This window comes from Acidovorax sp. Leaf160, from assembly GCF_001424265.1.
GTDB lineage: Bacteria > Pseudomonadota > Gammaproteobacteria > Burkholderiales > Burkholderiaceae_C > Paracidovorax.
The window spans coordinates 278,134-302,895 of record NZ_LMOV01000001.1; the positions used below are offsets into that span (position 1 = coordinate 278,134).

Below are 24,762 nucleotides of genomic sequence, written 5' to 3' on the forward strand. Positions count from 1 at the left end.
CGGGGCTGGCCTTGGGAGCGTTTCGGCCACTGGGCCTGATCTGAACCCAGGGCAGGCTCGGGACAGCCCCGGCTCGGGCCGCACGGACGGGGATCAACTCATTGGCACGGGCCGGCAAGGCGGCAGTGGGCCTGGGCCTGGGCCGGGCCCTGCTGCGGCCGGGGTTCAGCCACCGGCTGCAATCTCTGTGAAGCGCTTTTCGATGTCCGTTGCGCCGATGGCACCCGGCACGCGGGTGCCGTCGGTGAACAGCACGGTCGGCGTGCCGGTGATCTTGTGCTTCTTGCCGAAGGCCAGGTTGCGCTGCAGGGCGCCCGTGTCGCAGCTGGCGGCCTCGGGCGTCTTGTCGCGCACCATCAGGTCCTGCCAGGCGGCCACCCGGTCCTTGGCGCACCAGATGTTGCGCGACTTCTCCGCCGAATCCGGACTCAGGATCGGGTAGAGGAACAGGTACACCGTCACGTTGTCGACGTTCTGCAGGTCTTTCTCGAAGCGCTTGCAGTAGCCGCAGTTGGGGTCTTCGAAGACCGCGATCTTGCGCTTGCCGTTGCCTCGCACGATGGTGAAGGCGTCCTGGATCGGCAGCGCCGAGAAGTCCATCGCCGTCAGCTTGTTGATGCGGTCTTCCGTCAGGTTGCGGCGCGCCTTGGTGTCGATCAGCTCGCCCTGGATCAGGTAGTTGCCCTGGGCATCGGTGTAGAAGAGGTCGGTGCCCACCCGCACTTCGTACAGGCCCTTCATCGGCGTGGCCTTGACCTCGTCGACCTTGCCGAGCTGCGGGATGCGCTGTTCCAGCGACTTGCGGATGGCCGCATCCTGGGCGCTCGCGCCGAAGCTGCAGGTCAGCGCGGCCACTGCCAACAGCGCGGGGAGGAATTTGGAGGCTTGCAAAGTCGTGTCCTTGTTCTTTCGATTCATGCCCATCGCATCGTTACCGTCTTCATCTTCCACATCGTCGCCGTGGCGGCCCCGGCCAGCGCCGTCAGGGCGTGCCCATGGCCCGCCGGGCCACCCAGTCCTTCAGCGGTCCGCTGAACTGGAAACCCTGCATGCCCCAGTTGCGCAGGTTTTGCACCGCGCCTTCGCTGCGGGCAAACAGCTGCTGCAGACCGTCCATGGCCAGGCCGACCGGCACCAGTGCCGCCTTGCGCTCGCGCTCGTACTGGCGCAGCAGGCGCAGGTCACCCACCCCGCGCCAGTAGTCCCGCGTGCGCAGCGTGCGCGCCAGTGCCTCGGCATCGGCCAGGCCCAGGTTCAACCCCTGGCCGGCCAGCGGATGCACCGTGTGCGCCGCATCGCCCGCCAGTGCCCAGGTGCGCTGGGCGCCCTTGGCAGGCTGCACGGGCAGGGCGCCGCACCAGCGGCGGGCCCGGGCCTGTTGCAGCGGCCAGGTGGCTCGCGCACTGGTCAGTTGCAACGCACCCAGGGCGTTCTGGCTGGCGTCCTGCAGGCGCTGGGCGAAGGCTGGTGCATCCAGCGCCATGCGTTCGGCCACCTGGTCCTGCGAGACTGACCACACCACGGCGACGGAGTTCCCTTGGGCCCCATCCAGGGGCAGGAATGCCAGGATGCCGTCCGGCAGGAACCACTGCCGCGCCACCTCGCCATGCGGCCTTTCGCAGTGCAGCCGGGTGGCGATGGCGTGCTGCGCATAGGGCGTCACGTCGAATTCCACGCCCAGTTCCTCGCGGGTGCGGCTGGCACGCCCTTCGCAAATGACGGTGAGCGCGGCGGGCACCGGGGCCGGCACCATCTCCACCTGGGGCTGGAAACGCACCGCCTCGGCCAGCCGCGATTCGAGCGCCGGCACGTCCACGATCCAGGCCAGGGCGTCGCCGTCCTGCGGGCCGGCGTCGAACGTGACCCGGCCGCTCTGGTCGCCGTGCACTTCCATGTGCCGCACAGCCGTGGCGTGGGCGGCGTCGGGCCAGCTGCGCACCGATTCGAGCAGGCTGCGGGACGCGGCATTGAGCGCGTAGGCGCGGACGTCTTCGCCAGGGGGGGCGCCGGCCTCGGCCGGCGGGGCCGGCGGCGCGGCCACCAGGGCCACCCGCAGGCGCTCGCGGGCCAGCAGCAGCGCGAGGGTGCGGCCGACCACGCCGGCTCCGCGAATACAGACATCGAAAGTTTGCGCCATGGCAGGGATTGTAGGAGGCCCCATGCACGGCGCCCGATGACCGTGCGGCGCGGGCAGAATGCCGGGTTTCGACGCCGAGCCGCTTGCCTTGCGGTTCGGCGCTTTCTGCCTTCGCTGCCAGGACGCCCGCGTGACTTTCCGCTCCGACCATGATCTTTCCGGCACCATCGCGCGCCTTTTCGTCCACCCCATCAAGTCGTGCGCGGCCGTGGAGGTGCGCGAAGCCTTGCTGACCGAGACCGGCCTGCAATGGGACCGGGCCTTCATGGTGGTGGACGCCGAGGGCGTGTTCCTCACGCAGCGAGAGCACGCCCGCATGGCCCTGGTGCGGCCGCGCATCGGGCCGGACGCGCTCACGCTGGAGGCGCCGGGCCTGCCGACCCTGTCCGTGCCGCTGCGGCCGGCAGCCGGCACCGCCACCGTATCGGTCTGGGGCGAGGCGATGCCGGCGCGGGACATGGGCGCCGCCGCCGCGCAGTGGTTCAGCGACTTCCTCGGCCAGCCCTGCCGCCTGGTCGGCTTCGAGCCCACGCACCGGCGCCTCTCCAGCCGGCAGTGGACGGCGGGCATCGACGCCCTCAACCAGTTCTCCGACGGCTTTCCGCTGCTCGTGACCAGCCAGGCCTCCATCCACGGCTTGAACCAGCGGCTGCAGGCCCAGGGCTGCGGCCCGGTGGGGGTGGAGCGGTTCCGGCCGAACATCGTCATCGACGGTGTGGACGACCACGATGAAGACCGCATCGACACCCTCTACGTCGGCGGGGACGAGGGTGGGGCGGCGAACGAAGTCCACCTGCAGCTGGTCAAGCCCTGCGCCCGCTGCCCGATTCCCGACATCGACCCCACCACCGCCGAAAGCACCCCGGCGGTGGGCGACGCGCTGCGCCGCTACCGGCAGGACCGGCGGCTGGACGGCGCCATCACCTTCGGCATGAACGCCATCGTGCGCCAGGGCACGGGGCGGGTGCTGCGCGTGGGCCAGCCCATCGCGGCCGACCTGCGCTTCGACTGACGGCCGGGCTGGTGCCTGCCGTTCCCACGGCGGCCCTCCGCCCCCTGTTTCGGCATCGTTCGGGCCGGCGCCGTAAAATCGCCGGTTTGTCTCCCCGAACCCTGAAAGCCCTGCCATGAGCCTGAAATGCGGCATCGTGGGCCTGCCCAACGTCGGCAAGTCCACTCTCTTCAACGCCCTCACCAAGGCCGGCATCGCCGCCGAGAACTACCCCTTCTGCACCATCGAGCCCAACACGGGCGTGGTGGAAGTGCCCGACCCGCGCCTGCAGCAGCTCGCCGGCATCATCACGCCCGAGCGCATCGTCCCGGCCATCGTCGAATTCGTGGACATCGCCGGCCTGGTGGCCGGTGCCTCCAAGGGTGAAGGCCTGGGCAACCAGTTCCTCGCCCACATCCGCGAAACCGATGCCATCGTCAACGTGGTCCGCTGCTTCGAGGACGCGAACGTGATCCACGTGGCCGGCCGCGTCGACCCGATCGCCGACATCGAGGTCATCCAGACCGAACTCTGCCTGGCCGACCTGGCCACGGTCGAAAAGGCCCTGAACCGCTACAGCAAGGCCGCCAAGTCGGGCAACGACAAGGAAGCCGCCAAGATCGTCTCCCTGCTCACGCCCATCCAGGCCGCGCTGGACGAAGGCAAGCCGGCGCGCACCATCCCCGTCAGCAAGGAAGACGCGCCGCTGCTCAAGCAGTTCTGCCTGATCACCGCCAAGCCCGCGATGTTCGTCGGCAACGTGGCCGAGGACGGCTTCGAGAACAACCCGCTGCTCGACCGCCTGAAGGAATACGCCGCGGCCCAGAACGCCCCGGTCGTGGCCATCTGCGCCAAGATCGAGTCCGAGATGAGCGAGATGAGCGACGAAGACCGCGACCTGTTCCTGGCCGAGATGGGCCAGGACGAGCCCGGCCTGAACCGCCTGATCCGCGCCGGCTTCAAGCTGCTGGGCCTGCAGACCTACTTCACCGCCGGCGTGAAGGAAGTGCGCGCCTGGACCGTGCCCGTGGGCGCCACCGCGCCCCAGGCCGCCGGCGTCATCCACGGCGACTTCGAGCGCGGCTTCATCCGTGCGCAGACCATCGCCTTCGACGACTTCATCGCCCTCAAGGGCGAGCAGGGCGCCAAGGACGCGGGCAAGATGCGCGCGGAAGGCAAGGAATACATCGTCAAGGACGGCGATGTGATGAACTTCCTGTTCAACGTCTAAGCCCCGCCGTTGCACCGGCGCCGCATGCCGGCGCACACCGCCTTCGCCCCATGCCCAGCCGCCTGACCACGCGCCTGCGCCTCGCAGCCGCCGCCCTCTGGCCCGCCCCCATGCATGTGGATGGCCGCGAGCGGCTGCGGATGGTGGTGGGGGCTTTGCTCGGCCTGCTGCTGGCCGGGCTGCTCAGCCGCTGGCTGGGCGGGCACTGGAGCGTCTCGCCCTGGCTGGTCGCGCCGATGGGTGCCAGCGCGGTGCTGGTGTTCGGGGTGCCGGCCAGTCCGCTGGCGCAACCCTGGTCGGTGGTGGGAGGCAACACGCTGTCCACCCTGGTCGGCGTGGCCTGCGCCGCGCTGGTGCCCGATCCGGACGTGGCGGGTGCCCTGGCCGTGGCGCTGGCCATGGCCCTCATGGTGCCGTTGCGCTGCCTGCATCCGCCCGGGGGCGCGGCCGCGCTGTTCGTGGTGATGGCGCATGGCGCGAAGCCGCAGTTCGCGCTGTTTCCGGTGTTGACCAATTCCCTGCTGCTGGTGGCGGCGGGCATGGCGTGGCATGCGGCCACGGGCAAGCGCTATCCGCATGGGGCGCAGGCCCGGCCTGCTCCCGCCGGGCGCGCGGAGCGGGGCGCCGGGCGCTTCACGCCGGAGGACCTGGACGCCGCGCTGGCCCACTACAACCAGGTGCTGGACGTGAGCCGGGACGACCTGGAAGCGCTGCTGCACCACGCCGAGGCCGAGGCCTACCGCCGCACTTTCGGCCAGCTGCGCTGCGCCGACATCATGTCGCGCGAGCCCGTCACCGTGGCATTCGGCACCGATCTGCAGGAAGCCTGGGCGCTCATGCGCCGCCGCCGCATCAAGGCGCTGCCGGTGGTGGACCGGGCGCGCCGCATCGTGGGCATCGTCACCACGGCCGACTTCATGCGGCAGATCGATCTGGACGTGCACCAGGGCATCGGCGAGCAGTTGCGCGCGCTGGTGCGCCGGGTGGGCGCGGTGCATTCCACCAAGCCCGAAGTGGTGGGCCAGATCATGACCCGGCAGGTTCGGGTGGTGAGCGAACACCGGCCGGCGCTCGACCTGGTGCCGCTCTTCACCGACGACGGCCACCACCACATCCCGGTGATCGATGCCGAGCGCCGGCTGGTCGGCATCATCACCCAGTCGGACCTGGTGCGCGCGCTGCACCGGGCCGTGCGCTAGCATCGCCGGGCCGCGTCCCGCGGCACGTCCCTCTCCCCACCCGCTTTTCTCTTTCCCCCTCTCATGCAGATCGGCATCCTCTACGCCACGCTCGCCTATGTGGCGTGGGGCATCTTCCCCCTGTACTTTCATCAGGTGGCCTCGGTGCCGGCGCTCGAGGTGGTGCTGCACCGCACGCTCTGGTCGATGGTGCTGCTGGCCGTGGTGCTGGCGGCGCGGCGGCAACTGGCCTGGGTGCTGGCGCTGCGCCGGCAGCCGCGGGTGGTGGCGGCCTTTCTGCTCTCCGCCTTGCTGCTGTCGGCCAACTGGGTGATCTATGTCTGGGCGGTGCACAACCAGCACGTCGTGGACGCCAGCCTGGGGTACTTCATCCTGCCGCTGGTGAATGTGGCCCTGGGCCTGGTGTTCCTGGGCGAGCGGCCCCGTCGCGGGCAGTGGATGGCGCTGGCCGTGGCTGCGGCCGGCGTGCTGTGGCTCACCGTGCAGACCGGGCGGCTGCCGTGGATCGCCCTGGTGCTGGCGCTCACCTTCGGCTTCTATGGACTGCTGCGCAAGACGGCGGTGCTGGGCGCCATCGAGGGGCTGGCGCTGGAAACCGCCTTGCTTGCGCCACTGGCCGCCGGCCTGCTGGCGTGGCTCACGCTGACCGGCCGGGCGGCCTGGCCCGAGGCCGACGCCGCCACCCAGGCCTGGCTGCTGGTGGCCGGGCCCATCACCGCCGTACCGCTGCTGCTCTTCGCCGCGGGTGCCCGGCGCATTCCGCTGGCGACCATGGGGGTGCTGCAGTACATCTCGCCCACGCTGCAGTTCGCGCTGGGCATCTGGCTGTTTGGCGAAACCGTGCAGCCCGCGCGGCTGGCGGGCTTTGCGGTGATCTGGGTGGCACTGGCGCTCTACACCGTGGAAGGCGCCTGGCAGCGCCGGCCCACGTCCTGGGCCCGCTCCTGAAGAAATATTGGAGCCAAAAGTGGCTCTAGCGCTTGATTTATAAGGGTATTGTGCTATATATTCGATAGCAATGCATGCGCCGCAGGCGTTGCACACGGTTTGTCATAAAGCCGGGCCAGAATGCGGTGCAGCCTGCACCCGATCCACCGGGCGGATGGGGCAGCACAGGGTGCGGGACAGCGGGCGTCAGCCCCCGGCCCGCGGGAGAGTGTGCCGCGCACGTCGGGGCACAGGGCGATTCGCCGTGTTTCATGGGGGCTGAGGGCACCCGGCGGCGGCAGAGGCAGGGCGTGCGGTGTGCGCGCCCGCCAGGAGATCACATGCGTTGGAATGGTTGGTTGGCGCGCCGCTGGGCGCTGGGGCAGGGGGCGGCGGCGCTGGCCGCCATGGCGTTCGCTCCCACCTGGGCGCAGGCCCAGGCGGCCGAAAGCGTGCAGGCGGAAGACTGGAACGCCCGCTTCCAGTCCACCTATGTCTGGCAGGGCAAGCGCCCCTTCCGGGCGGCGTATTCCGGGCCCAACAGCCTGTCGCCGGACAAGGAGCGCAGCTACTCGTTCACGGCGACCGCCTTTCTCGGCTGGCGCCCCTGGACGGGCGGCGAGCTCTACTTCAACCCCGAAGCCGCGCAAGGCGTGCCGCTGTCCGGCCTGACCGGGCTGGGGGGCCTAACGAACGGCGAGATGGCACGCACGTCCGGGGCGCAGCTGAAGGCCTACCGGGCCCGGCTCTTCCTGCGCCAGACCTGGGGAATGGGCGGCGAGCAGGAGGCCGTGGAATCGGGCCCCAACCAGCTGGCCGGCATGCAGGACAAGCGCCGGCTGGTGCTCACGGCCGGCAACCTGTCGGTCACCGACATCTTCGATGCGAACGCCTACAGCCACGACCCGCGCACGCAGTTCCTTAACTGGTCGGTGATGACGCACGGCGCCTACGACTTCGCGGCCGATGCGCGCGGATATACCTGGGGCGCCGCGCTGGAGTGGCACCACGACGACTGGGCCCTGCGCGCCGGCCGCTTCATCCAGCCACGGGAGCCCAACCAGCAGCAGCTGGGCCACGACATCTTCCGCCACTACGGCGACCAGATCGAGCTGGAGCACGCGCACACGCTGGCCGGCCAGCCGGGCACGGTGCGGCTGCTGGCGTTCCACAACCGGGCACGCATGTCGCGCTTTCAGGATGCGCTGGACCTGGCCGCACGCACCAGCGCCGTGCCGGACATCAACGCCGTGCGTACCGGCGTGCAGGGCAAGAGCGGCTTCGGCGTCAACATCGAGCAGGCGGCGACGGACGATGTGGGCGTCTTCCTGCGCGCCAGCCGGGCCGACGGCAAGACCGAAACCTACGCCTTCACCGAGATCGAGCGGTCGCTCTCGGGCGGGGTGCTGCTCAAGGGCACGGCCTGGGGCCGCGGCGGCGACACGCTGGGCGCGGCCTTCGCCCGCAACAGCCTTTCCGGCGTGCACCGCCGATATCTTTCGGCCGGCGGCACAGGCTTCTTCATCGGCGACGGGCGCCTGAACTACCGGCCCGAGACCATCTACGAGGCCTTCTACAACGTGCAATTGGCCAAGGCCGCCTGGGTCACGCTGGACTGGCAGTACATCCGTAACCCGGCCTACAACGCGGACCGCGGGCCGGTGAAGGTGGGGTCGGTGCGGCTGCACACCGAGTTCTGAGCTCGGACCTGTCCCATTCCTGCCAAAAATGACCTGCGGCGCCGACGGAGTCAGCGCGGGACGCTATTTTTTCAATAGCAATCCGCGCGGCGCTCAGTGCGGCACGGCGCCCGGCCAGAAATAGAGCAGGCCGGCCGTCATCACCAGGTAGCGGGCGAACTTCCCCACCGCCATGTAGGCCATGCAGGGCCAGAACGGCAGCTTGAGCCAGCCGGCCACCGCGCAGAGCGGGTCGCCCACCACCGGCAGCCAGCTCAGCAGGCAGGCCTTGGGGCCGAAGCGTTCCAGCCACTTGAGCGCGCGCGGTTCCTTGTGGAAGCCCCGGGCCTTGTCCACCGCCTTGTGCGCGCCCAGGCCCATCCACCAGCTCACCCCGCCGCCCAGCGTGTTGCCGGCGGTGGCGACCAGCACGGCGGGCCAGAACAACTCGGGGTTGAGCTTGATGAGGCCGAACACCGCCGGCTCCGAGCCCAGCGGCAGCAGCGTCGCCGAGATGAAGGACACCACGAAAACCGTGCTGAGGCCGAACTGGGGCAGGGCCAGCACGTCCATGAGGTGATTCATCCAGAGTTCCATAGCTGGGCGGGAGTGTAGGGCGGCCCGGTGGCCCGGCCGTGTAGCCCGGCGCCCCGTGCGGTGGTGCGCCGACCTCCGGCCGGCTGCGATGGCGCGGGGCTGGCTGCCATCCGGCGGCCGACATGGCGGGCGGCTACAATCCTGCCTCCTTTTTCAGCACGCGCTGCCTCCCCCTTCCCCCCGACCCCATGCACATCGGCCATATTCCTTTGGCGAATCGTCTGTTCGTCGCGCCCATGGCGGGTGTGACGGACCGGCCTTTCCGCCAGCTGTGCAAGGCGCTGGGGGCGGGCTATGCGGTCAGCGAGATGGTGACCTCGCGCAAGGATCTGTGGAACAGCCTCAAGACCTCGCGCCGGGCCAACCACGAGGGCGAGCCGGGTCCCATCGCCGTGCAGATCGCCGGCACCGACGCCGCCATGATGGCCGAGGCCGCGCTCTACAACGTGGATCGCGGCGCCGAGATCATCGACATCAACATGGGCTGCCCGGCCAAGAAGGTGTGCAACAAGTGGGCCGGTTCGGCGCTGATGCAGAACGAGGCGCTGGCCGTCGAGATCGCGCAGGCGGTGGTCGAGGCCTGCGCACCGCGCAACGTGCCGGTCACCCTGAAGATGCGCACCGGCTGGTGCCAGCAGCACAAGAATGCGGTGCAGCTCGCGCGCGCGTTCGAGGGCGTGGGCATCCAGATGCTGACCGTGCATGGCCGCACGCGCGAGCAGGGCTACAAAGGCCAGGCCGAGTACGACACCATCGCCGCCGTCAAGGCTGCGGTGGGCGTGCCGGTGGTGGCCAATGGCGACATCACCTCGCCCGAGAAGGCGAAGGCGGTGCTGGCCGCAACCGGTGCCGATGCGGTGATGATCGGCCGCGCCGCCCAGGGCCGGCCGTGGATCTTCCGCGAGATCGGCCACTACCTGGCCACCGGCGAGCACCTGGCGCCACCCCTGGTGGCCGAGGTGCGGCGCCTGCTGCTGGACCACCTGCACGACCACTACGGCCTCTACGGCGAGCCCACCGGCGTGCGCAGCGCGCGCAAGCACATCGCCTGGTACGTGCGGGCGCTGCCCGGCGGCGAGGCCTTCAGACAACACATCAACACGATCGAGGACTGCGCGGCCCAGTGGCAGGCGGTGGCCGACTATTTCGATGCCCTGGGCGCATCGATGGACCGGCTCCCCCCAGCCAGCGACGCCGACGCGGACCCGAGAGAGCGAATGCATGAGCAACAAACACATTGAGGAATGCGTGCGCGAGAACCTGCAGGGGTACTTTCGCGACCTGGGGGGCGAGGCGCCGGACGGCATGTACGACATGCTGGTGCGGCTGGTCGAGAAGCCGCTGCTGGAAGTGGTGATGACCCACGCCGAGAACAACCAGTCCCGCGCGGCCGAATGGCTGGGGCTGAACCGCAACACGCTGCGCAAGAAGCTGGTGGAGCACAAGCTGCTCTGACGCATCCCTCTGCTCGATTGCTATAAAAATAGTAGCTACCAGCGCCCATGCATCAAGCGCTGGAGCCCGATTTGATTCCAAAAACCTCCGTTGAATCCATGAACGCACTTCTTTCCGTCTCCGACAAGACCGGCATCGTCGAATTCGCGCAGGCGCTGCATGCCCTGGGCATCCGCCTGCTGTCCACTGGCGGCACCGCCAAGCTGCTGGCCGACAAGGGCCTGCCCGTCACCGAGGTGGCCGAGGTGACGCAGTTCCCCGAGATGCTCGACGGCCGCGTGAAGACGCTGCACCCCAAGGTGCACGGCGGCCTGCTGGCGCGGCGCGATGTGCCCCAGCACATGGCGGCGCTCAAGGAACACGGCATCGACACCATCGACCTGCTGGTGGTGAACCTCTACCCCTTCGAAGCCACCGTCGCCAAGCCTGGCTGCACGCTGGCCGACGCCATCGAGAACATCGACATCGGCGGCCCGGCCATGGTGCGCAGCGCCGCCAAGAACTGGCAGGACGTGGGTGTGGTCACCTCGGCCGACCAATATGGCGCCGTGCTGGACGAGCTGAAAGCCGCCGGCAAGCTCAGCGACAAGCTGCGCTTTCAGCTCTCGGTGGCCGCGTTCAACCGCATCGCGCAGTACGACGGCGCGATCAGCGACTATCTCTCGTCCGTCAGCTTCGACGCGGAAAAGCTGTCCGACACCTATGTGCCCGAGCGCAGCCAGTTCCCCGGCCAGAGCAACGGCCAGTTCGTCAAGGTGCAGGACCTGCGCTACGGCGAGAACAGCCACCAGCAGGCGGCGCTCTACCGCGACCTGCATCCCGCGCCGGGCTCCATCGTCACCGGCGAGCAGCTGCAGGGCAAGGAGCTGAGCTACAACAACATCGCCGACGCCGACGCCGCCTGGGAATGCGTCAAGAGCTTCGACGCGCCGGCCTGCGTGATCGTCAAGCACGCCAACCCCTGCGGCGTGGCCGTGGGCCTGGATGCCGCCAGCGCCTACGGCAAGGCCTTCCAGACCGACCCGACCAGCGCGTTCGGCGGCATCATCGCCTTCAACCGCCCGGTGGATGCCGCTGCGGCGCAACTGGTCGTCAAGCAGTTCGTCGAAGTGCTGATGGCGCCGGGCTTCACGCCCGAAGCGCTGGAAATCTTCCGCCCCAAGGCCAACGTGCGGCTGATGCAGATCGCGCTGCCCGGTCCACAGGGCTCGACCGCCTGGAGCCGTGGCCGCAACGCCATGGACGCCAAGCGCATCGGCTCCGGCATGCTGCTGCAGTCGGCCGACAACCACGAGCTGGCGCTGACCGACCTGAAGGTGGTCACCCGAAAGCAGCCCACGCTGGAAGAGATGGAAGACCTGCTCTTCGCCTGGAAGGTCGCCAAGTACGTCAAGAGCAACGCCATCGTCTTCTGCAAGGGCGGCATGACCATGGGCGTGGGCGCCGGCCAGATGAGCCGCCTCGACTCCGCCCGCATCGCCAGCATCAAGGCCGAGCACGCGAAGCTGTCGCTGCAGGGCACGGTGGTGGCGAGCGACGCCTTCTTCCCGTTCCGCGATGGCCTCGACGTGGTGGTGGATGCCGGCGCGACCTGCGTCATCCAGCCCGGCGGCTCGATGCGCGACCAGGAAGTGATCGATGCGGCCAACGAGCGCGGCGTGGCCATGGTGTTCAGCGGCGTGCGCCACTTCCGGCATTGACATCGTTCGGGGCGAAGGCTTGGCCGCCGCTCGACGACGGCCTCGTCTTGGCGGCGGAGCACCTCGCGGCCGCAGGCGCTTGTCTGGCAAGCACTGCCAGCTCTTTTTCAATGGCATCAGGCGCCTGGTGAGGGAGGCAGTAGGAGTCGGAGGGGGTAGGTCTGTCAGAAGGTGATGCGGTTAATGAGATTTATTATCATTTGTCCGCTATCCTTGGCGGTCATGTCCACGCCGCATCTCCTGCATGAATTCCCGCTGCACTACGAATCCCTGGTGCGTTTTCTGCGCCGCCGTCTTGGCTGCGACGAGCAGGCGCGCGATGTGGCGCATGACACCTGGATGCGCCTGGCCGAGCACCCGGCGACGGACGCCGAATCCATCGGCGATGCGCGCAGCTACTTCTGCACCGTGGCGGCCAATCTGCACCTGGACCAGCACCGGCGCGCGCAGTGGCTGCAACGCTATCTGGCCCAGTCGGTAGACACCGGGGCAGGGGCAGCCCACGTGCCCGACGTGGCAGATGGCGTGATGTACCGCCAGGCGCTGGCGGCCCTCGATGCCGTGCTGGCGGCCTTGCCTGCCCGGGCGCGCACGGTGTTCGAGGACCACCGCATCCACGGCGAATGCCAGGGGAGCATCGCTGCGCGGCTGGACGTGTCGCTGGCAACCGTCGAGCGCGACCTGGCCGTGGCGGGCGACCGGGTCGAGGCCGCCTTGCGGCACTGGCGCGGCGACAAGGGCGTGCCCGCCGCTGCCAGGGGGCGGCGCAAGAGTCTGGCATCGCTGCTGGGTCTCGGCGCGGTGGCCATGATGGGTTGGAAGGGCTGGCGCCACTGGCAGGCACAGGCGCTGCAATGGCAGGCTGCCTTCGCCACCCAGCGCGGCCAGCGCGTGAACCAGGCGTTGCCGGATGGCTCGCTCCTCGCCCTCGATGCGGCCAGCCGTGCCGAAGTGGCTTTCGACGCCCGCCGGCGTGCCGTGCTTCTGCTGCAGGGGGCGGCCTTCTTCCAGGTACGTGCGGAAGCGGCGCGCCCCTTCGTCGTCGATGCAGGCGACGTCACCGTCACCGTGCTGGGCACGCGCTTCAGCGTAGAGCTGGAACCGGCGGGCGGCGTGCTCGTGCAGGTGGAATCGGGCCATGTGCGCGTCGAGCGCGGCGGTCGGGTGCTGGCGGCTGAGCTCACCGCAGGCCAGGGGTTGGCCGTGCCGCTGGGCGGGGCTGCGGCACGCGCAATCAGCGGCCCGGTGGCCCCGTGGCGCGATGGCCGCCTGCACTTCGACGCCATGCCGCTCGCCGAGGCCGCGCAGCGCTTGTCGCGCTACAGCCGCATGGACCTGCGTGCAGACGCCCGCGCTGCCTTGCTGCGCGTGAGCGGCACGGTGGAAATCGCCCATGCCCACGACTGGCTCCAGGCCCTGCCTGCCGCGCTGCCCGTGCGCCTCGTGCGCGAGTCCGACGGCAGCCTGCTGCTCGCGGGCCGATAAAAAAGACGAGGGATTCCAGCACCCGGTTCGTCCTACAGAAGAAAGCCTTTCTTTCTTCCGCACAAGGACGCACCCGCATGCAACGTTCCACACTTCTCCGCGCCGCCATGGCCCTGGGCCTGGCGTTCCAGATCCATGCCGCCAGCGCGCAGTCCGTCCACTTCGACATTCCGGCGCAGCCGCTGGCGCCCGCGCTCGCTGCCCTGGCGAGCCAGGCACGCCTGCAACTGGCCTTCGCCGGCGAGTTGGCACAGGGCCGCTCGGCTCCCACTTTGCAAGGCACTCACGACTTGGCCGATGCCCTGCGCATCCTGCTTGCGGGAAGCGGCCTGCAGGGGCGCGTGCAGGGGCGCACGCTGGTGGTGGAGCGCGTCGCTTCGCCGGGCGCTGCTTCCACGCTACCCGTAGTGACAGTGAGCGCCTCCGCCCAGGCCGAGGCCGCCACGGGCCCCGTGACGGGCTACGTGGCCCGCCGCAGCGCCACGGCGGGCAAGGTGGACATGGCCATCATGGAGACGCCTGTGTCCATCCATGTCGTCGGTCGCGAGCAGATCGAGGCGCAGGGTGCCCAGCGCATCCAGCAGGCGCTGCGCTACGTCCCGGGCATGTCCGCAGACATCCGCGGCGACATCTCGCGCTTCGATCAGATGGCGTTCCGCGGCACCGGCTGGGTGCTGGACACCTTCCAGTATCTGGACGGCTTGCGCTTGCCGCGCGGCTCCTCGTACCTGATTCCGCAGATCGATCCCTACTTCCTGGAGCGTGTCGAGGTGCTCAAGGGGCCAGCCTCGGTGGTCTTCGGCCAGGCACCGTTGGGCGGTATTGTCAGCCTGGTGGGCAAGCGCCCGACGCAGGAGCGGTTCCATGAGGTGAACCTCGCCGTGGGCAGCCACAGCCGCGTCCAGACAGGGTTCGAGAGCGGTGGCCCGCTGGGGGACGACGGCACGCTTACCTACCGCCTCACCGCCCTGGCCCGCAAGGCGGATACGTCGGTGCAGATGACGAAGGAAGAGCGCATCGCCATCGCGCCCTCGGTCACCTGGCGCCCCGATGCCGATACCGCGCTCACGTTGCTGGCCTCATGGCAGCACGATCCGACCGGGGGCTACTACGGCGTGCTGCCCTCCAGCGGCACCATCCTGCCGAACCCCTATGGGCCGATACGGCGTGACTTCTTCGATGGCTCGCCCGATTTCAACCAGTACGACCGCATCCAGGCCAGCGCCGGCTACGAGCTGAGCCACCGCTTTGCCAGCGGCTGGCGCCTGCAGCAGAACATGCGTTACTGGCACATGGAGATGGACCAGAGCATGGCAGGCACTCTGCGGTTGCAGCCTGACCACCGGACGCTGACGCGGTTCGCCACCTGGTCTCAGGAGCGCATGAACGCCGTCAACCTGGATACCCGCATCGAGGGCGAGTCGGCCACAGGCCCCCTCGCGCATCGCATGGTGTTCGGTTTGGACCTGCAGCGCGACCGTTGGACGCAGCTACAGGCCATGGCGGGGGCGCCGTCGCTCGACCTCCTCAATCCCGACTACACCCAGCCCATCCCGCGCCCAGCAGCCAACAACAGCCCGGACCGGGTGCAGCGGCTGGCGGGCCTCTATGCGCAGGATCACATCCGCTGGGGCGCCTGGGGCCTGCTGCTCGGCCTGCGCGCCGACCACGCGGACATCAGCATTGACAACGCACTCACCCGTCGCGACACCCGGCAGAACTTCACCAAGTACACCGGCCGAGCGGGCCTGATGCACAACTTCAGCAACGGCGTGGCACCCTATGCCAGCTACTCCACATCATTCGATCCGGCGGTCGTCGTCAATCCCTATGGCGATCCGTTCAAGCCGACGACCGGCCGGCAGTACGAGCTCGGTATCAAGTACCAGCCACCAGGCACCCAGCAGCTTTACACGCTGGCTGCGTTCGACCTGACCCAGCGCAACGTGCTGACGCGCGACCCCAACTCGTCGCTGCCCAATGCGATGGTGCAGACCGGCGAGGTGAATTCGCGCGGCGTGGAGTTCGAGGCCAAGTTCAACCTAGCCCGGGGGCTGAACCTGGTGGGCGGCCTCTCCGTTCTCGATCCGAAGATCACCCGCAGCAACGGCGTGGACCTGAACCAGCGGCCCATCGCGGTAGCGCGCACCACGGCCTCGTTGTGGGCCGACTACCGCCTGCCCGCAGGCGTGACGCTGGGCGGTGGTGTGCGCCATGTCGGCGCGGCGTACGCAAACGCGGCGAACACCCAGCGCATCCCTGCCTACACGGTGGCTGACGCGATGCTGCGCTACGAACTGATCGCAGGCACCGCACTGTCCCTCAACGTAAGCAACCTGTTTGACAAGACCTATTTCACCTGCAACGCGGCCGACTTCTGCAACTATGGACAGAGCCGCACCTTGCTGGCCACGCTGAACGTCAAATGGTGAGCGTCGGTCTGGACGCGGGTGTGCGCCGGTGGCGCGTGTTCGCAGGCATCGGCGCGCTGTACCTGGGCTTCGGTGTCATCGTGGCGCTGCTGCAGGGCGGCCTGCCCCCCGTCCTGCGCGCGCGCGGCATGCCGGTGGCGCAGATGGTCTGGGTCTTCGCGCTGTATCTGCCGATCGGTCTGTCCTTCATTTGGGCGCCGCTGGTGGACCGGCTGCGGCTGCCGTTCCTTTCGCCGCGCATCGGCTGGATCGTGGCTGCCCAGGCTGTCGCCATGGCCGCGCTGGCAACGGTTGCGCTGATGGAACACGCTGCGCTGCCGCTGCTGTTCGCGCTGGGCCTGGTGGTGGCGCTGGCGGTGGCCACGATGGACCTGGCGCTTGATGCGTTGGCCGTGGAGGCGACCGGTGAGCAGGCCAAGCCCCTGGCTGCCGCGCTCAAGCTGGCAGCGCTGTCGCTGGGTGCGCTGATCGGCGGCGGCGTGTTCGTCGGCCTGCTGGCGCGCATCGGCTGGTCGTTCACCTTTGCGCTGGTGGTGCTGCTACTGGCACTGACGCTGGTGCCGGTGTTCGGCCTCGTGGATGTGGACCGCGCCGCGGGCGTCAGGCGCCCTGCCGCCGGCGGCGCGCGGCCCTATGGAGCGCTGCGCCTGGGTGTCATGCGGCGGCGGCTGGGCCTGCTGGTGCTCGTCGCCAGCGTCGTCTTTCCGCTGACGGCGCTCAACCGCGTGATGCTGGTCGACCTGGGCGTGACACTGGAGCGCATTGCCTGGCTGGTCGGCACCGCGCAGCCGGTGGGCATGCTGTTCGCTTCGGCCGTGGCTGGCTCTCTGATCCGCCGGCTGGGCAATGCCGGCGCATTCTCCGCCTTTGCCGTGCTGGGGCTGGGGTGCCTGGCCCTGCTGTGCTGGGGCGTCCGCATGCAGGTACAGGCCTCGGCGATCGCGGGCGCCATCGGCATGGCCGCGGTGGTGGGCGGGCTGATGGTGGTCTGCGCCTCGCTCACGCTGTCGTGGTCGGTGGGCGCGCAGGCAGCCACCAGTTATGCCGTGCTGTTCTGCGGCGCGCGGCTGGCCGGCATCCTCGCCACGATGGGCGCGAGCAGGCTCGCCGCGCTGATCGACTGGCCCACGTTCTACACCGCCGGCGCGGCTGCACTGGTGGCCGTCACGGCGTTGCTGCTGCTGTGGCTACCCTCCTTGGAAACGAGAGAACCCTGATGACAACCATTGAATTCGTCCCACCCCTACCCGATGCCGCACTGTTCGATATCGGTGAATGGCCCATCGTCTACGCGCGCTTCCCGGAGTTGGATGAAGTCGACCGCGTGCCACGCACCCTGCGCTCGCTCGACGCCGTCCTGGCACAGCGCCAGCGCTTCGTGATCGTCTGGACGCCTGCCCGTCACGACCACGACGACGAGCCGCACGAGGACGAACGGCAGTCCATGGTCTGGCTCAAGGCCCGCAAGGGCGACCTGCGCGAGTGGTGTGCGGGCTACGTCTATGTGACCACCGACCCGGCGTTGCGCACGCTGCTCACGTCACGCTTCGTCACCGTGAGCAAGCTGCTTCCATTTCCCAAGCTGTTGGCGGATGACCGGGACGATGCGCGGCGCCAGGCGCTCGAACTGCTGGTTTGACGCGGGACAGTCGCCGCATCTTCCGGGAACCCCTTGACGCTCTTGCGAGTGGAAGCCTCGAGAAAGCCATGGGGGAACGGCAGGCAGGTGCCGAGCAGCCGCTCGCTAGTCTTCCACAGTCCGCCATGCCGCGCCGCATCGGGGGGGGGCGTCAGGCGTCGGCCTAATCGTGTGAACTTCTCGACACGTTCTGAGGCTGCGTGGAGAGGGTTGGCTCTCTCAGCCACATGTCCAGCCGCGCGTCTTTTTCGCGCCAGAGGCCGTCCAGCCATTCCTGCATCGCATTGCGCGCGCCGGCCCGCGCAACGGCCGCCGGCACTGGGCGCCGCTCAACGTGCACGACGACGCGGCCCAGCCGGCCGGCCAGGGCGTCCGTGAAGCTGGGCACGCCGTCGGGATAGGCGATGGTCACGTCCAGCACGGAATCCAGCTCGCCCTGCAAGGTCTGCAGGGCGGTCGCCATGCCGCCGTACTTGGGTACCAGCAGGTGGCGATAGGGTGAGCCCTGCTCGGCCTGCTTCTCGGGGGTGAAGCGCGTGCCTTCCGAGAAGTTCATCACGGCGGTGGGCATGCGGCGGAATTTCTCGCAGGCGGCCTTGGCCGCGCGCAGGTCCTGCCGGGCGCTGGCGCCGCCGCTGCTGCGCCGCATGAAGGGAAAGTCCAGCGCCCACCAGGCCAGGCCGATCACCGGCACGTAGATCAGTTCGCGCTTCAGGAAGAACTTCAGGAGCGGAATGCGCCGGTTGAAGACGCGCTGCAGCACCACGATGTCCACCCAGGTCTGGTGGTTGCAGGTGACGAGGTACCAGTGGCGCGGACTCAAGCCCTCCAGGCCCGAGACCTGCCAGGGCGCGCGGTTGGCGGCACCGATCCAGAGGTTGTTGATGCCGATCCACAGCTCGGCCAGGGCGGCCAGGGCCCGGTCGGTCACCCGCCGCACGGGCGTGAACGGCAGCACCAGCTTGGCCAGTGCGAAAGGCATCATCAGGGAGAAGCAGCCCACGGTATTGAGCGCCAGCACCAGGCCACACGCCACCATCTTCAACAACGCGAACATCTTCAGCGGGCAGCCCAGGTCTGGAACACCTCGGCCGCGGCGGCCACCGTGGCCGCGATGTCGTCATCGGTGTGGGCCGCGCTCACGAAGCCGGCTTCATACAGTGCGGGTGCGATGTAGACGCCGCGATCCAGCAGGCCGTGGAAGAGGGCGTTGAAGCGCGCGCCGTCGGTGGTCATCACCGTGGGGTAGTTCTGCGGCAGCTCGGGCATCAGGAAGAAGCCGAACATGCCGCCTTCGCTGTCGGCGCTGAAGGGCACACCCGCCGCCCGCGCAGCACCGGCCAGGCCTTCGACCAGGCTGCGCGTGCGGGCCGCGAGCGTGTCGTAGAAGCCGGGGCGGCTGATCTCCTGCAGCGTGGCCAGGCCGCAGGCGGTGGCCACCGGGTTGCCCGACAGCGTGCCGGCCTGGTACACCGGGCCCAGCGGCGCCAGCTGTTCCATGATGGCGCGCGGGCCGCCGAACGCCGCCAGCGGCATGCCGCCGCCGATCACCTTGCCCAGCACGGTGATGTCGGGCCGGAAGCCGGGAATGTCGCGGGCGTAGAGGCTTTGCGCACTGCCCAGGGCCACGCGGAAGCCGGTCATCACCTCGTCGAACACCAGCAGCGCGCCGTGCTGCGTGCACAGCTCGCGGCAGCGGCGCATGAAGGGCACGCTCGCGCGCACGAAGTTCATGTTGCCGGCGATGGGCTCGATCATCAGCCCGGCGATCTCGCTGCCATGCAGCGCGAAGGCTTCTTCCAGCTGGGTGACGTCGTTGTATTCGAGCACCAGCGTGTGCTGCACCACCTCGGGCGGCACGCCGGCGCTGGTGGCATGGCCGAAGGTGGCCAGGCCCGAGCCGGCCTTGACCAGCAGCGCGTCGGCATGGCCGTGGTAGCAGCCATTGAACTTGATGATCCTGCTGCGCCCCGTGGCGCCGCGCGCCAGGCGGATGGCGCTCATGCCGGCCTCGGTGCCGGAGCTGACCAGGCGGATCATCTCCATCGACGGCACATGGCTGAGGATGGCTTCGGCCAGGTCGACCTCGCGCTCGGTGGGCGCGCCGAAGCTGAAGCCGTCGAGCGCGGCCTTCTGCACGGCCTCCAGCACGGCGGGGTGACCGTGGCCCAGGATCATCGGCCCCCAGGAGCCGATGTAGTCGATGAAGCGCTGGCCGTTGGCGTCCCAGAAATAGGCGCCCTGCGCGCGCTGCACGAAGCGCGGGGTGCCGCCGACCGCCTTGAAGGCGCGCACGGGCGAATTGACGCCGCCGGGAATGAGCGCCTTGGCGCGTTCGAAAAGGGGAAGATTCAGGTCAGTGCTGGGTGTCATGGGGAGGCATCACGAAGCCGTCGACGGCCGTGGGGTCTTGCGGGGTCTCGTCGTCGTCGGCTTCGTCGTCGTCGGGCTGCGCCCAGAACAGGCGGTCAGGCACCACATGGCCCATGCCCGGCCGAAAGCCGCCGTCCAGGCAGCTGTCCAGGTAGGTCAGCGCTTCCTTGGCGGCGTCGGCCAGGTCATCGCCGCTGGCCACCAGGGCCGTGAGCGCGGCCGACAGGGTTTCGCCCGCACCCGCGAAGGTCGCCTCGAACCGCTCGAAACGGGAGGAGCTCAGCACGGTCTGCGGCGAGGCCAGCACGTTGTCGATGAACTGGTCGGGCGCGGGAATGCCCGTCACCAGCACATAGGGCACGCCCATGCCGGACGCGGCCTGGGCGATGTCGCGCGCGGAAGGCGCCTTGTCGCTGCTCCAGTCGGGCAGCAGCCAGCGGCGCAGCGTGCTGTAGTTGCCGATCAGCACCGAGGTCTGCGGCAGCAGCAGCTCCTGGCAGGCGTCGAGGTACTGGTCGATCAGGTCGTCGCGCCACCAGGAGAGGTCGGGCATGTAGGCGATCACGGGCACGTCGCCGTAGTCGGAGGCCACGCTGGCCACCGCGCCGAGGTTTTCCGGCGTGCCGACGAAGCCGACCTTGATCGCCTGGACAGGCATGTCCTCCAGCACCGCGCGGGCCTGCTCGGCGACGGCTTCGTCATCCAGGGCGTAGTGGTCGAACACCTCGGCCGTGTCCCGGGCGTAGGCGCCGGTGACGATGGCGACCGGATGGCCGCCGACGGAGGCGATGGTGGCGATGTCGGCGGTGAGGCCGCCGGCGCCGCTGGGGTCGCTGGCGTTGAACACCATCACGCACACCGGGGCGGCGTCTTCAGCGTCCGCCGCTTCTTCGATTTCGGGGGGAAGGGAGGTAGGGAGAGTCATGGGCAGATGCGAGCCTAAACCGTGGCACGGAAGCTGCATCCCGCTGAGATGCCTGGATACAATCGTTGCATTCTATGTGAACGCACCTTAAGCTGCGATGGAGCTGGAACCCCCGAAGCGCCCGATGCGCGAACGGGTTCCGGACGCCTTGCGGAGCGCCCACCCACCCGGCTTGCCATGCCGTCCGTGTGGCGCCGTGCCCATGCGCCGAACAGGCTTCGGTGCGGGCGAGCGCAAGGCAGACTTCGAGATGGTCCGGATCTGACACGCGGCTTGCGCCAGCGTGGTTTCAACCAATCCCCCAGGAGCAGCAACATTGACTACGACGGGTGCAACCTTCAAGGTGCTGGTGGTGGACGACAGCAACACCATCCGGCGAAGCGCCGAGATTTTTCTCAAGCAGGGCGGCCACGAGGTTCTGTTGGCCGATGACGGCTTCGACGCCCTCGCCAAAGTCAATGACTATCAGCCGCAGCTGATCTTTTGCGACATCCTAATGCCAAAACTCGATGGTTACCAGACCTGCGCCATCATCAAGCGCAATGCGCGCTTCGCCGACACGCCGGTCGTGATGCTCTCCTCCAAGGACGGCGTCTTCGACAAGGCCCGCGGCCGCATGGTGGGCTGCCAGGAATACCTCACCAAACCCTTCACCAAAGACCAACTGCTGCAGGCCGTGCAGCAGTTTGGCAGTGCCCCCCAAGGAGCTATCTGATGCCGATCCGGAAAGTGCTGGTCGTTGACGATTCCAAGACCGAACTGATGTTCCTGACCGATCTGCTGCAGAAAAAAGGCATGCAGGTGCGCACCGCCGAGAACGCGGAAGAGGCCTTTCGACGTCTGGCCGAAGAAAAGCCCGACCTGATCCTGATGGATGTGGTCATGCCCGGCCAGAACGGCTTCCAGCTCACGCGGTCCATCTCGCGCGACCCGCAGTACGCCGACGTGCCGATCATCATGTGCACCAGCAAGAACCAGGAAACCGACCGGGTGTGGGGCATGCGCCAGGGCGCGCGCGGCTACATCACCAAGCCGGTCGACCCCGCAGAGCTGCAGGCCAAGATCAACGCCTTGAATTGAAGAAACGGTTGCGACGCCCATGGCCAATCGCGAAGCCCTGAGGGAGCTACAGACCCGTCTCGCGGCACGCCTGCAGGCGGCGCGGGGCGAAGGCTCGAACGTGTCGTCGTGGCTGGCGGTCGAGTCGGCGGGACACCGGTTTCTGCTGCCGCTCGAACAGTCCGGGGAGATCTTCTCCTGGCGTGGCGTGCAGCCCGTGCCCTACACCCAGCCCTGGTTCCTCGGCGTGGCCAACCTGCGCGGCGCGCTGATCGGCGTGGTCGACGTGGCGGGGCTGCTGGGCGAGACGCCGGCGCGCAGCGAAGCCGCGCTGGCCGAGTCCAGCCTGCTCGCGCTGAACGCGGCGCTCGACGTCAACGTCGCCCTGCTGGTGGATCGGCTGGCCGGCCTGCGGGGCACCGAGGCCTTCGTCGCATCCGAGCCTCCTGCCGAGGACGCACCGCCGTTCTTCGGCACCTCCTACCAGGACGCCCACGGCGCCCGCTGGCAGGAGCTCAATCTGCAGACCCTCTCGCAGGACCCTGCCTTCCTCAGCATCAGTGCTTGAATCTTTCTTCAAGGCCGCACCATGTCAGTCGTCAACCCTTTCGGAAAACTGTTCAACCGCAAGCCCGCTCCGCCGGATGCCGACCTGAACCTGTCTTCGGCGCAATCGGGGCCGGGCAGCATGGGGCGGGACAGCGATGCGCTGCTGAGCGAAGGCTACGCCGGCGACGGCCTGAGCAGCGTGCAGGGCGACCCGGGCGCCCCGGCCTATTCCGCGGCGTCGTCCTCCGGCGCGGCGGCGCATGAACTGGACGATGCGGGCGACGACCTCATCACGCTGCCGCTGCTCGGGCGGGCCACGGCGGCGCAGCACCAGCGGCGCCTGCTGATCCTGCTGGCCGCCGGCCTGGTGGTGCTGGCCACCATCGCCGGCTGGGTGCTGCAGCAGGCGGACCGCTCCGCGCAGCAACTGGCTGCCACCGGGCAGTCGCTGATGCAGTCGCAGCGCCTGGCCAAGTCGGTGTCGCAGGCGCTGGTGGGCAGCCCGCAGGCCTTTCCCGACGTGGTGGAAAGCTCGGGCGTGCTGGCGCGCAACGTGCGCGCCCTCAACGGCGGCGACCGTGAACTGGGCGTGCAGGCACTGGGTGAGGCCTACCGCCCCGAGCTGGAAGCCGTGACCCCGCTGGTGGACCGCGCCGAGCGCAACGCCGCGGTGGTGATGGGCCAGCAGAAGATCCTGACGCAGGTGGGCGACGCGCTGCGCACCATCAACCGCCAATCGTCCGATCTGCTGGAGATTGCCGAAACCGTGTCGTCGCTGAAGCTGCAGCAGAACGCGGGCGCGGCCGAGATCTCCGCCGCCGGCCAGCTGGTGATGCTGACCCAGCGCATCGGCAAGTCCGCCAACGAATTCCAGACCATGGAAGGCGTGAGCCCCGAGGCCGTGTTCCTGCTGGGCAAGGACTTGAACTCGTTCAAGGAAATTGCCCAGGGCATGCTGGACGGCAGCACCGATCTGCGCCTGGCCGCCACGCGCGACCCGCAGACGCGTGAGCAGCTCGGCAACCTGATCCAGCTGTATGAGCAGACCCGCACGCAGGCCGGCGCCATTCTGGGCAACCTGCAGGGCCTGGTGTCGGCACGTGAGGCGCAGACCGCGATCATCGTGGACAGCGAGCCGATGCGCCGCCAGCTGGAAGCGCTGCAAGAGCGCCTCTCCGCCCAGACCGGTCTGGGCGCCGGGCAGTTCGCGGCCCTGGCCGTGGCCGGCCTGTTCGTGCTGCTGTGCGGCGTCGGCATTTCGCGGGTGCAGCTGATGGACAGCCGCACGCGCCAGACGGCGGCCGAGACGCTGCAGCAGGACGCCAAGCGCCAGGAACAGGAAGCCAAGCGCGTAAACGATGCCAACCAGGCGGCCATTCTGCGGCTGATGAACGAATTGCAGTCGGTGGCCGAAGGCGACCTGACGCAGGAAGCCACCGTGACCGAAGACATCACCGGCGCCATCGCCGACTCGGTGAACTACACGGTGGAAGAGCTGCGCCAGCTGGTGGGCAGCGTGCAGAACACGGCGGCCCGCGTGGCGCAGACGACGGCCCAGGTGGACAGCACCTCCACCGAACTGCTGGCCGCATCAACCGAACAGCTGCGCGAGATCCGCGAAACCGGCCGCTCGGTGCTGGACATGGCGACCCGCATCAACGACGTCTCCACCCAGGCGCAGGAATCGGCGTCGGTGGCGCGCCAGTCGCTGCAGGCGGCGGATTCCGGCCTGCAGGCCGTGCAGAACGCCATCGGCGGCATGAACTCGATCCGCGACCAGATCCAGGACACCTCCAAGCGCATCAAGCGCCTGGGCGAGTCGTCGCAGGAGATCGGCGAAATCACCGAGCTGATTTCCGACATTACCGAACAGACCAACGTGCTGGCGCTGAACGCTGCCATCCAGGCCGCGTCGGCCGGTGAAGCGGGCCGGGGCTTTTCCGTCGTGGCGGAAGAAGTGCAGCGGCTCGCCGAGCGCTCCGCCGACGCGACGCGCCAGATCTCGGCGCTGGTGAAGGCCATTCAGACCGACACGCAGGACGCCGTGGCCGCCATGGAGCGCTCCACGCAGGGGGTGGTCGAAGGTGCCCGCCTGTCCGACTCCGCCGGTACCGCGCTGACCGAGATCGACCGCGTGTCGCGCCGCCTGGCCGAGCTGATCGAGCAGATCTCGTCATCCACCTCGCGCGAAGCCGAGCTGGCCAACGAAGTGGCCGGCAACATCCAGCACATCTTCGCCGTGACCGAGCAGACGGGGGAGGGCACCCGCACGACCGCCCAGCAGGTGCGCGAGCTCTCGCACATCGCCGAAGAACTGCGGCAGTCCGTGTCGCGCTTCAAGATCGCCTGACGCGCCTTTTTCTCCGATCAAACACTGGCTGGAG

The 24,762-nt window shown here is 68.8% G+C and carries 22 protein-coding genes; 16 read left to right on the plus strand and 6 right to left on the minus strand.

The features are described 5' to 3' along the window. Positions 1-165: 165 nt before the first annotated feature. Complete coding sequence (locus ASF94_RS01160) at positions 166-918, minus strand: DsbC family protein (RefSeq protein WP_056660770.1); 753 nt, start codon at positions 916-918, stop codon at positions 166-168. A 64-nt stretch (positions 919-982) separates the two neighbouring features. Then, complete coding sequence (locus ASF94_RS01165) at positions 983-2,137, minus strand: FAD-dependent monooxygenase (protein ID WP_056660292.1); 1,155 nt, start codon at positions 2,135-2,137, stop codon at positions 983-985. Between the two features lie 130 nt (positions 2,138-2,267). On the opposite strand from ASF94_RS01165, the gene ASF94_RS01170 reads away from it, so the two are divergent. The 5 genes from ASF94_RS01170 (at position 2,268) to ASF94_RS01190 (ending at position 8,185) form a co-directional block, all read left to right on the plus strand. Next, positions 2,268-3,149, plus strand: coding sequence for an MOSC domain-containing protein (locus ASF94_RS01170; protein ID WP_056660773.1), 882 nt, complete (start codon positions 2,268-2,270; stop codon positions 3,147-3,149). A 115-nt stretch (positions 3,150-3,264) separates the two neighbouring features. Continuing rightward, positions 3,265-4,359 (plus strand): redox-regulated ATPase YchF, encoded by a 1,095-nt coding sequence (gene ychF / locus ASF94_RS01175; protein ID WP_056660295.1) that lies wholly within the window; start codon positions 3,265-3,267, stop codon positions 4,357-4,359. Positions 4,360-4,409: 50 nt separating this feature from the next. Further along, positions 4,410-5,558 carry an HPP family protein gene (locus tag ASF94_RS01180; RefSeq protein ID WP_056660298.1) on the plus strand — a complete coding sequence of 383 codons (1,149 nt, stop codon included), beginning with the start codon at positions 4,410-4,412 and terminating at the stop codon, positions 5,556-5,558. Positions 5,559-5,621: 63 nt separating this feature from the next. Further along, on the plus strand, positions 5,622-6,506 hold the full coding sequence (rarD, locus tag ASF94_RS01185; RefSeq protein WP_056660300.1) for an EamA family transporter RarD: 885 nt from the start codon (positions 5,622-5,624) through the stop codon (positions 6,504-6,506). Positions 6,507-6,826: 320 nt separating this feature from the next. Further along, entirely contained in the window at positions 6,827-8,185 is a 1,359-nt protein-coding gene (locus ASF94_RS01190; RefSeq protein WP_082492883.1) for a carbohydrate porin, read from the plus strand. Positions 8,186-8,278: 93 nt separating this feature from the next. Here ASF94_RS01190 and ASF94_RS01195 read toward each other — a convergent pair whose 3' ends face one another. Next, entirely contained in the window at positions 8,279-8,761 is a 483-nt protein-coding gene (locus ASF94_RS01195) for a YqaA family protein (RefSeq protein WP_056660304.1), read from the minus strand. Positions 8,762-8,949: 188 nt separating this feature from the next. Here ASF94_RS01195 and dusB point away from each other — a divergent pair, with 188 nt between their 5' ends. From dusB to ASF94_RS01230, 7 genes are all read left to right on the plus strand, one after another. After that, positions 8,950-10,002, plus strand: a complete 1,053-nt coding sequence (dusB, locus tag ASF94_RS01200) for a tRNA dihydrouridine synthase DusB (RefSeq protein ID WP_056660779.1) — start codon at positions 8,950-8,952, stop codon at positions 10,000-10,002. Beyond that, on the plus strand, positions 9,983-10,216 hold the full coding sequence (locus tag ASF94_RS01205) for a helix-turn-helix domain-containing protein (protein ID WP_056660307.1): 234 nt from the start codon (positions 9,983-9,985) through the stop codon (positions 10,214-10,216). The genes dusB and ASF94_RS01205 overlap by 20 nt, the downstream gene beginning before the upstream one ends. A gap of 98 nt (positions 10,217-10,314) precedes the next feature. Further along, on the plus strand, positions 10,315-11,916 hold the full coding sequence (gene purH, locus ASF94_RS01210; protein WP_056660310.1) for a bifunctional phosphoribosylaminoimidazolecarboxamide formyltransferase/IMP cyclohydrolase: 1,602 nt from the start codon (positions 10,315-10,317) through the stop codon (positions 11,914-11,916). Positions 11,917-12,138: 222 nt separating this feature from the next. Then, positions 12,139-13,401, plus strand: coding sequence for a sigma-70 family RNA polymerase sigma factor (locus ASF94_RS01215; RefSeq protein WP_162244621.1), 1,263 nt, complete (start codon positions 12,139-12,141; stop codon positions 13,399-13,401). Positions 13,402-13,478: 77 nt separating this feature from the next. After that, positions 13,479-15,833 (plus strand): TonB-dependent siderophore receptor, encoded by a 2,355-nt coding sequence (locus tag ASF94_RS01220; RefSeq protein WP_082492885.1) that lies wholly within the window; start codon positions 13,479-13,481, stop codon positions 15,831-15,833. Next, on the plus strand, positions 15,827-17,050 hold the full coding sequence (locus ASF94_RS01225) for a hypothetical protein (RefSeq protein ID WP_056660316.1): 1,224 nt from the start codon (positions 15,827-15,829) through the stop codon (positions 17,048-17,050). Before ASF94_RS01220 ends, ASF94_RS01225 begins: the two co-directional genes overlap by 7 nt. Further along, a complete protein-coding gene (locus ASF94_RS01230) occupies positions 17,050-17,472 on the plus strand; it encodes a hypothetical protein (RefSeq protein ID WP_056660319.1) in 423 nt (140 codons plus the stop codon). Before ASF94_RS01225 ends, ASF94_RS01230 begins: the two co-directional genes overlap by 1 nt. Positions 17,473-17,635: 163 nt before the next feature. On the opposite strand, the gene ASF94_RS01235 is transcribed toward ASF94_RS01230, so the two are convergent. Genes ASF94_RS01235 through ASF94_RS01245 form a run of 3 tightly spaced genes read right to left on the minus strand, consistent with a single transcriptional unit; the run spans position 17,636 to position 20,770 of the window. Further along, entirely contained in the window at positions 17,636-18,529 is an 894-nt protein-coding gene (locus tag ASF94_RS01235; RefSeq protein WP_056660322.1) for an acyltransferase, read from the minus strand. 2 nt (positions 18,530-18,531) lie between these two features. Further along, positions 18,532-19,845, minus strand: a complete 1,314-nt coding sequence (gene hemL / locus ASF94_RS01240) for a glutamate-1-semialdehyde 2,1-aminomutase (protein ID WP_056660325.1) — start codon at positions 19,843-19,845, stop codon at positions 18,532-18,534. Beyond that, positions 19,829-20,770 (minus strand): bifunctional hydroxymethylpyrimidine kinase/phosphomethylpyrimidine kinase, encoded by a 942-nt coding sequence (locus tag ASF94_RS01245; RefSeq protein WP_056660328.1) that lies wholly within the window; start codon positions 20,768-20,770, stop codon positions 19,829-19,831. The genes hemL and ASF94_RS01245 overlap by 17 nt, the downstream gene beginning before the upstream one ends. Positions 20,771-21,086: 316 nt before the next feature. Between ASF94_RS01245 and ASF94_RS01250 the strand changes: the two genes are divergently transcribed. From ASF94_RS01250 to ASF94_RS01265, 4 genes are read left to right on the plus strand one after another with little or no spacing between them, the layout of a single operon-like run. Then, positions 21,087-21,485, plus strand: coding sequence for a PleD family two-component system response regulator (locus ASF94_RS01250; RefSeq protein WP_056660331.1), 399 nt, complete (start codon positions 21,087-21,089; stop codon positions 21,483-21,485). Beyond that, positions 21,485-21,850 carry a PleD family two-component system response regulator gene (locus tag ASF94_RS01255; RefSeq protein WP_056660334.1) on the plus strand — a complete coding sequence of 122 codons (366 nt, stop codon included), beginning with the start codon at positions 21,485-21,487 and terminating at the stop codon, positions 21,848-21,850. The genes ASF94_RS01250 and ASF94_RS01255 overlap by 1 nt, the downstream gene beginning before the upstream one ends. A gap of 19 nt (positions 21,851-21,869) precedes the next feature. Then, entirely contained in the window at positions 21,870-22,397 is a 528-nt protein-coding gene (locus ASF94_RS01260; protein WP_056660336.1) for a chemotaxis protein CheW, read from the plus strand. A gap of 21 nt (positions 22,398-22,418) precedes the next feature. Beyond that, the gene (locus tag ASF94_RS01265; RefSeq protein ID WP_056660339.1) at positions 22,419-24,728 is read left to right on the plus strand and encodes a methyl-accepting chemotaxis protein; all 2,310 of its coding nucleotides are present in this window, start codon (positions 22,419-22,421) and stop codon (positions 24,726-24,728) included. Positions 24,729-24,762 lie beyond the last annotated feature (34 nt).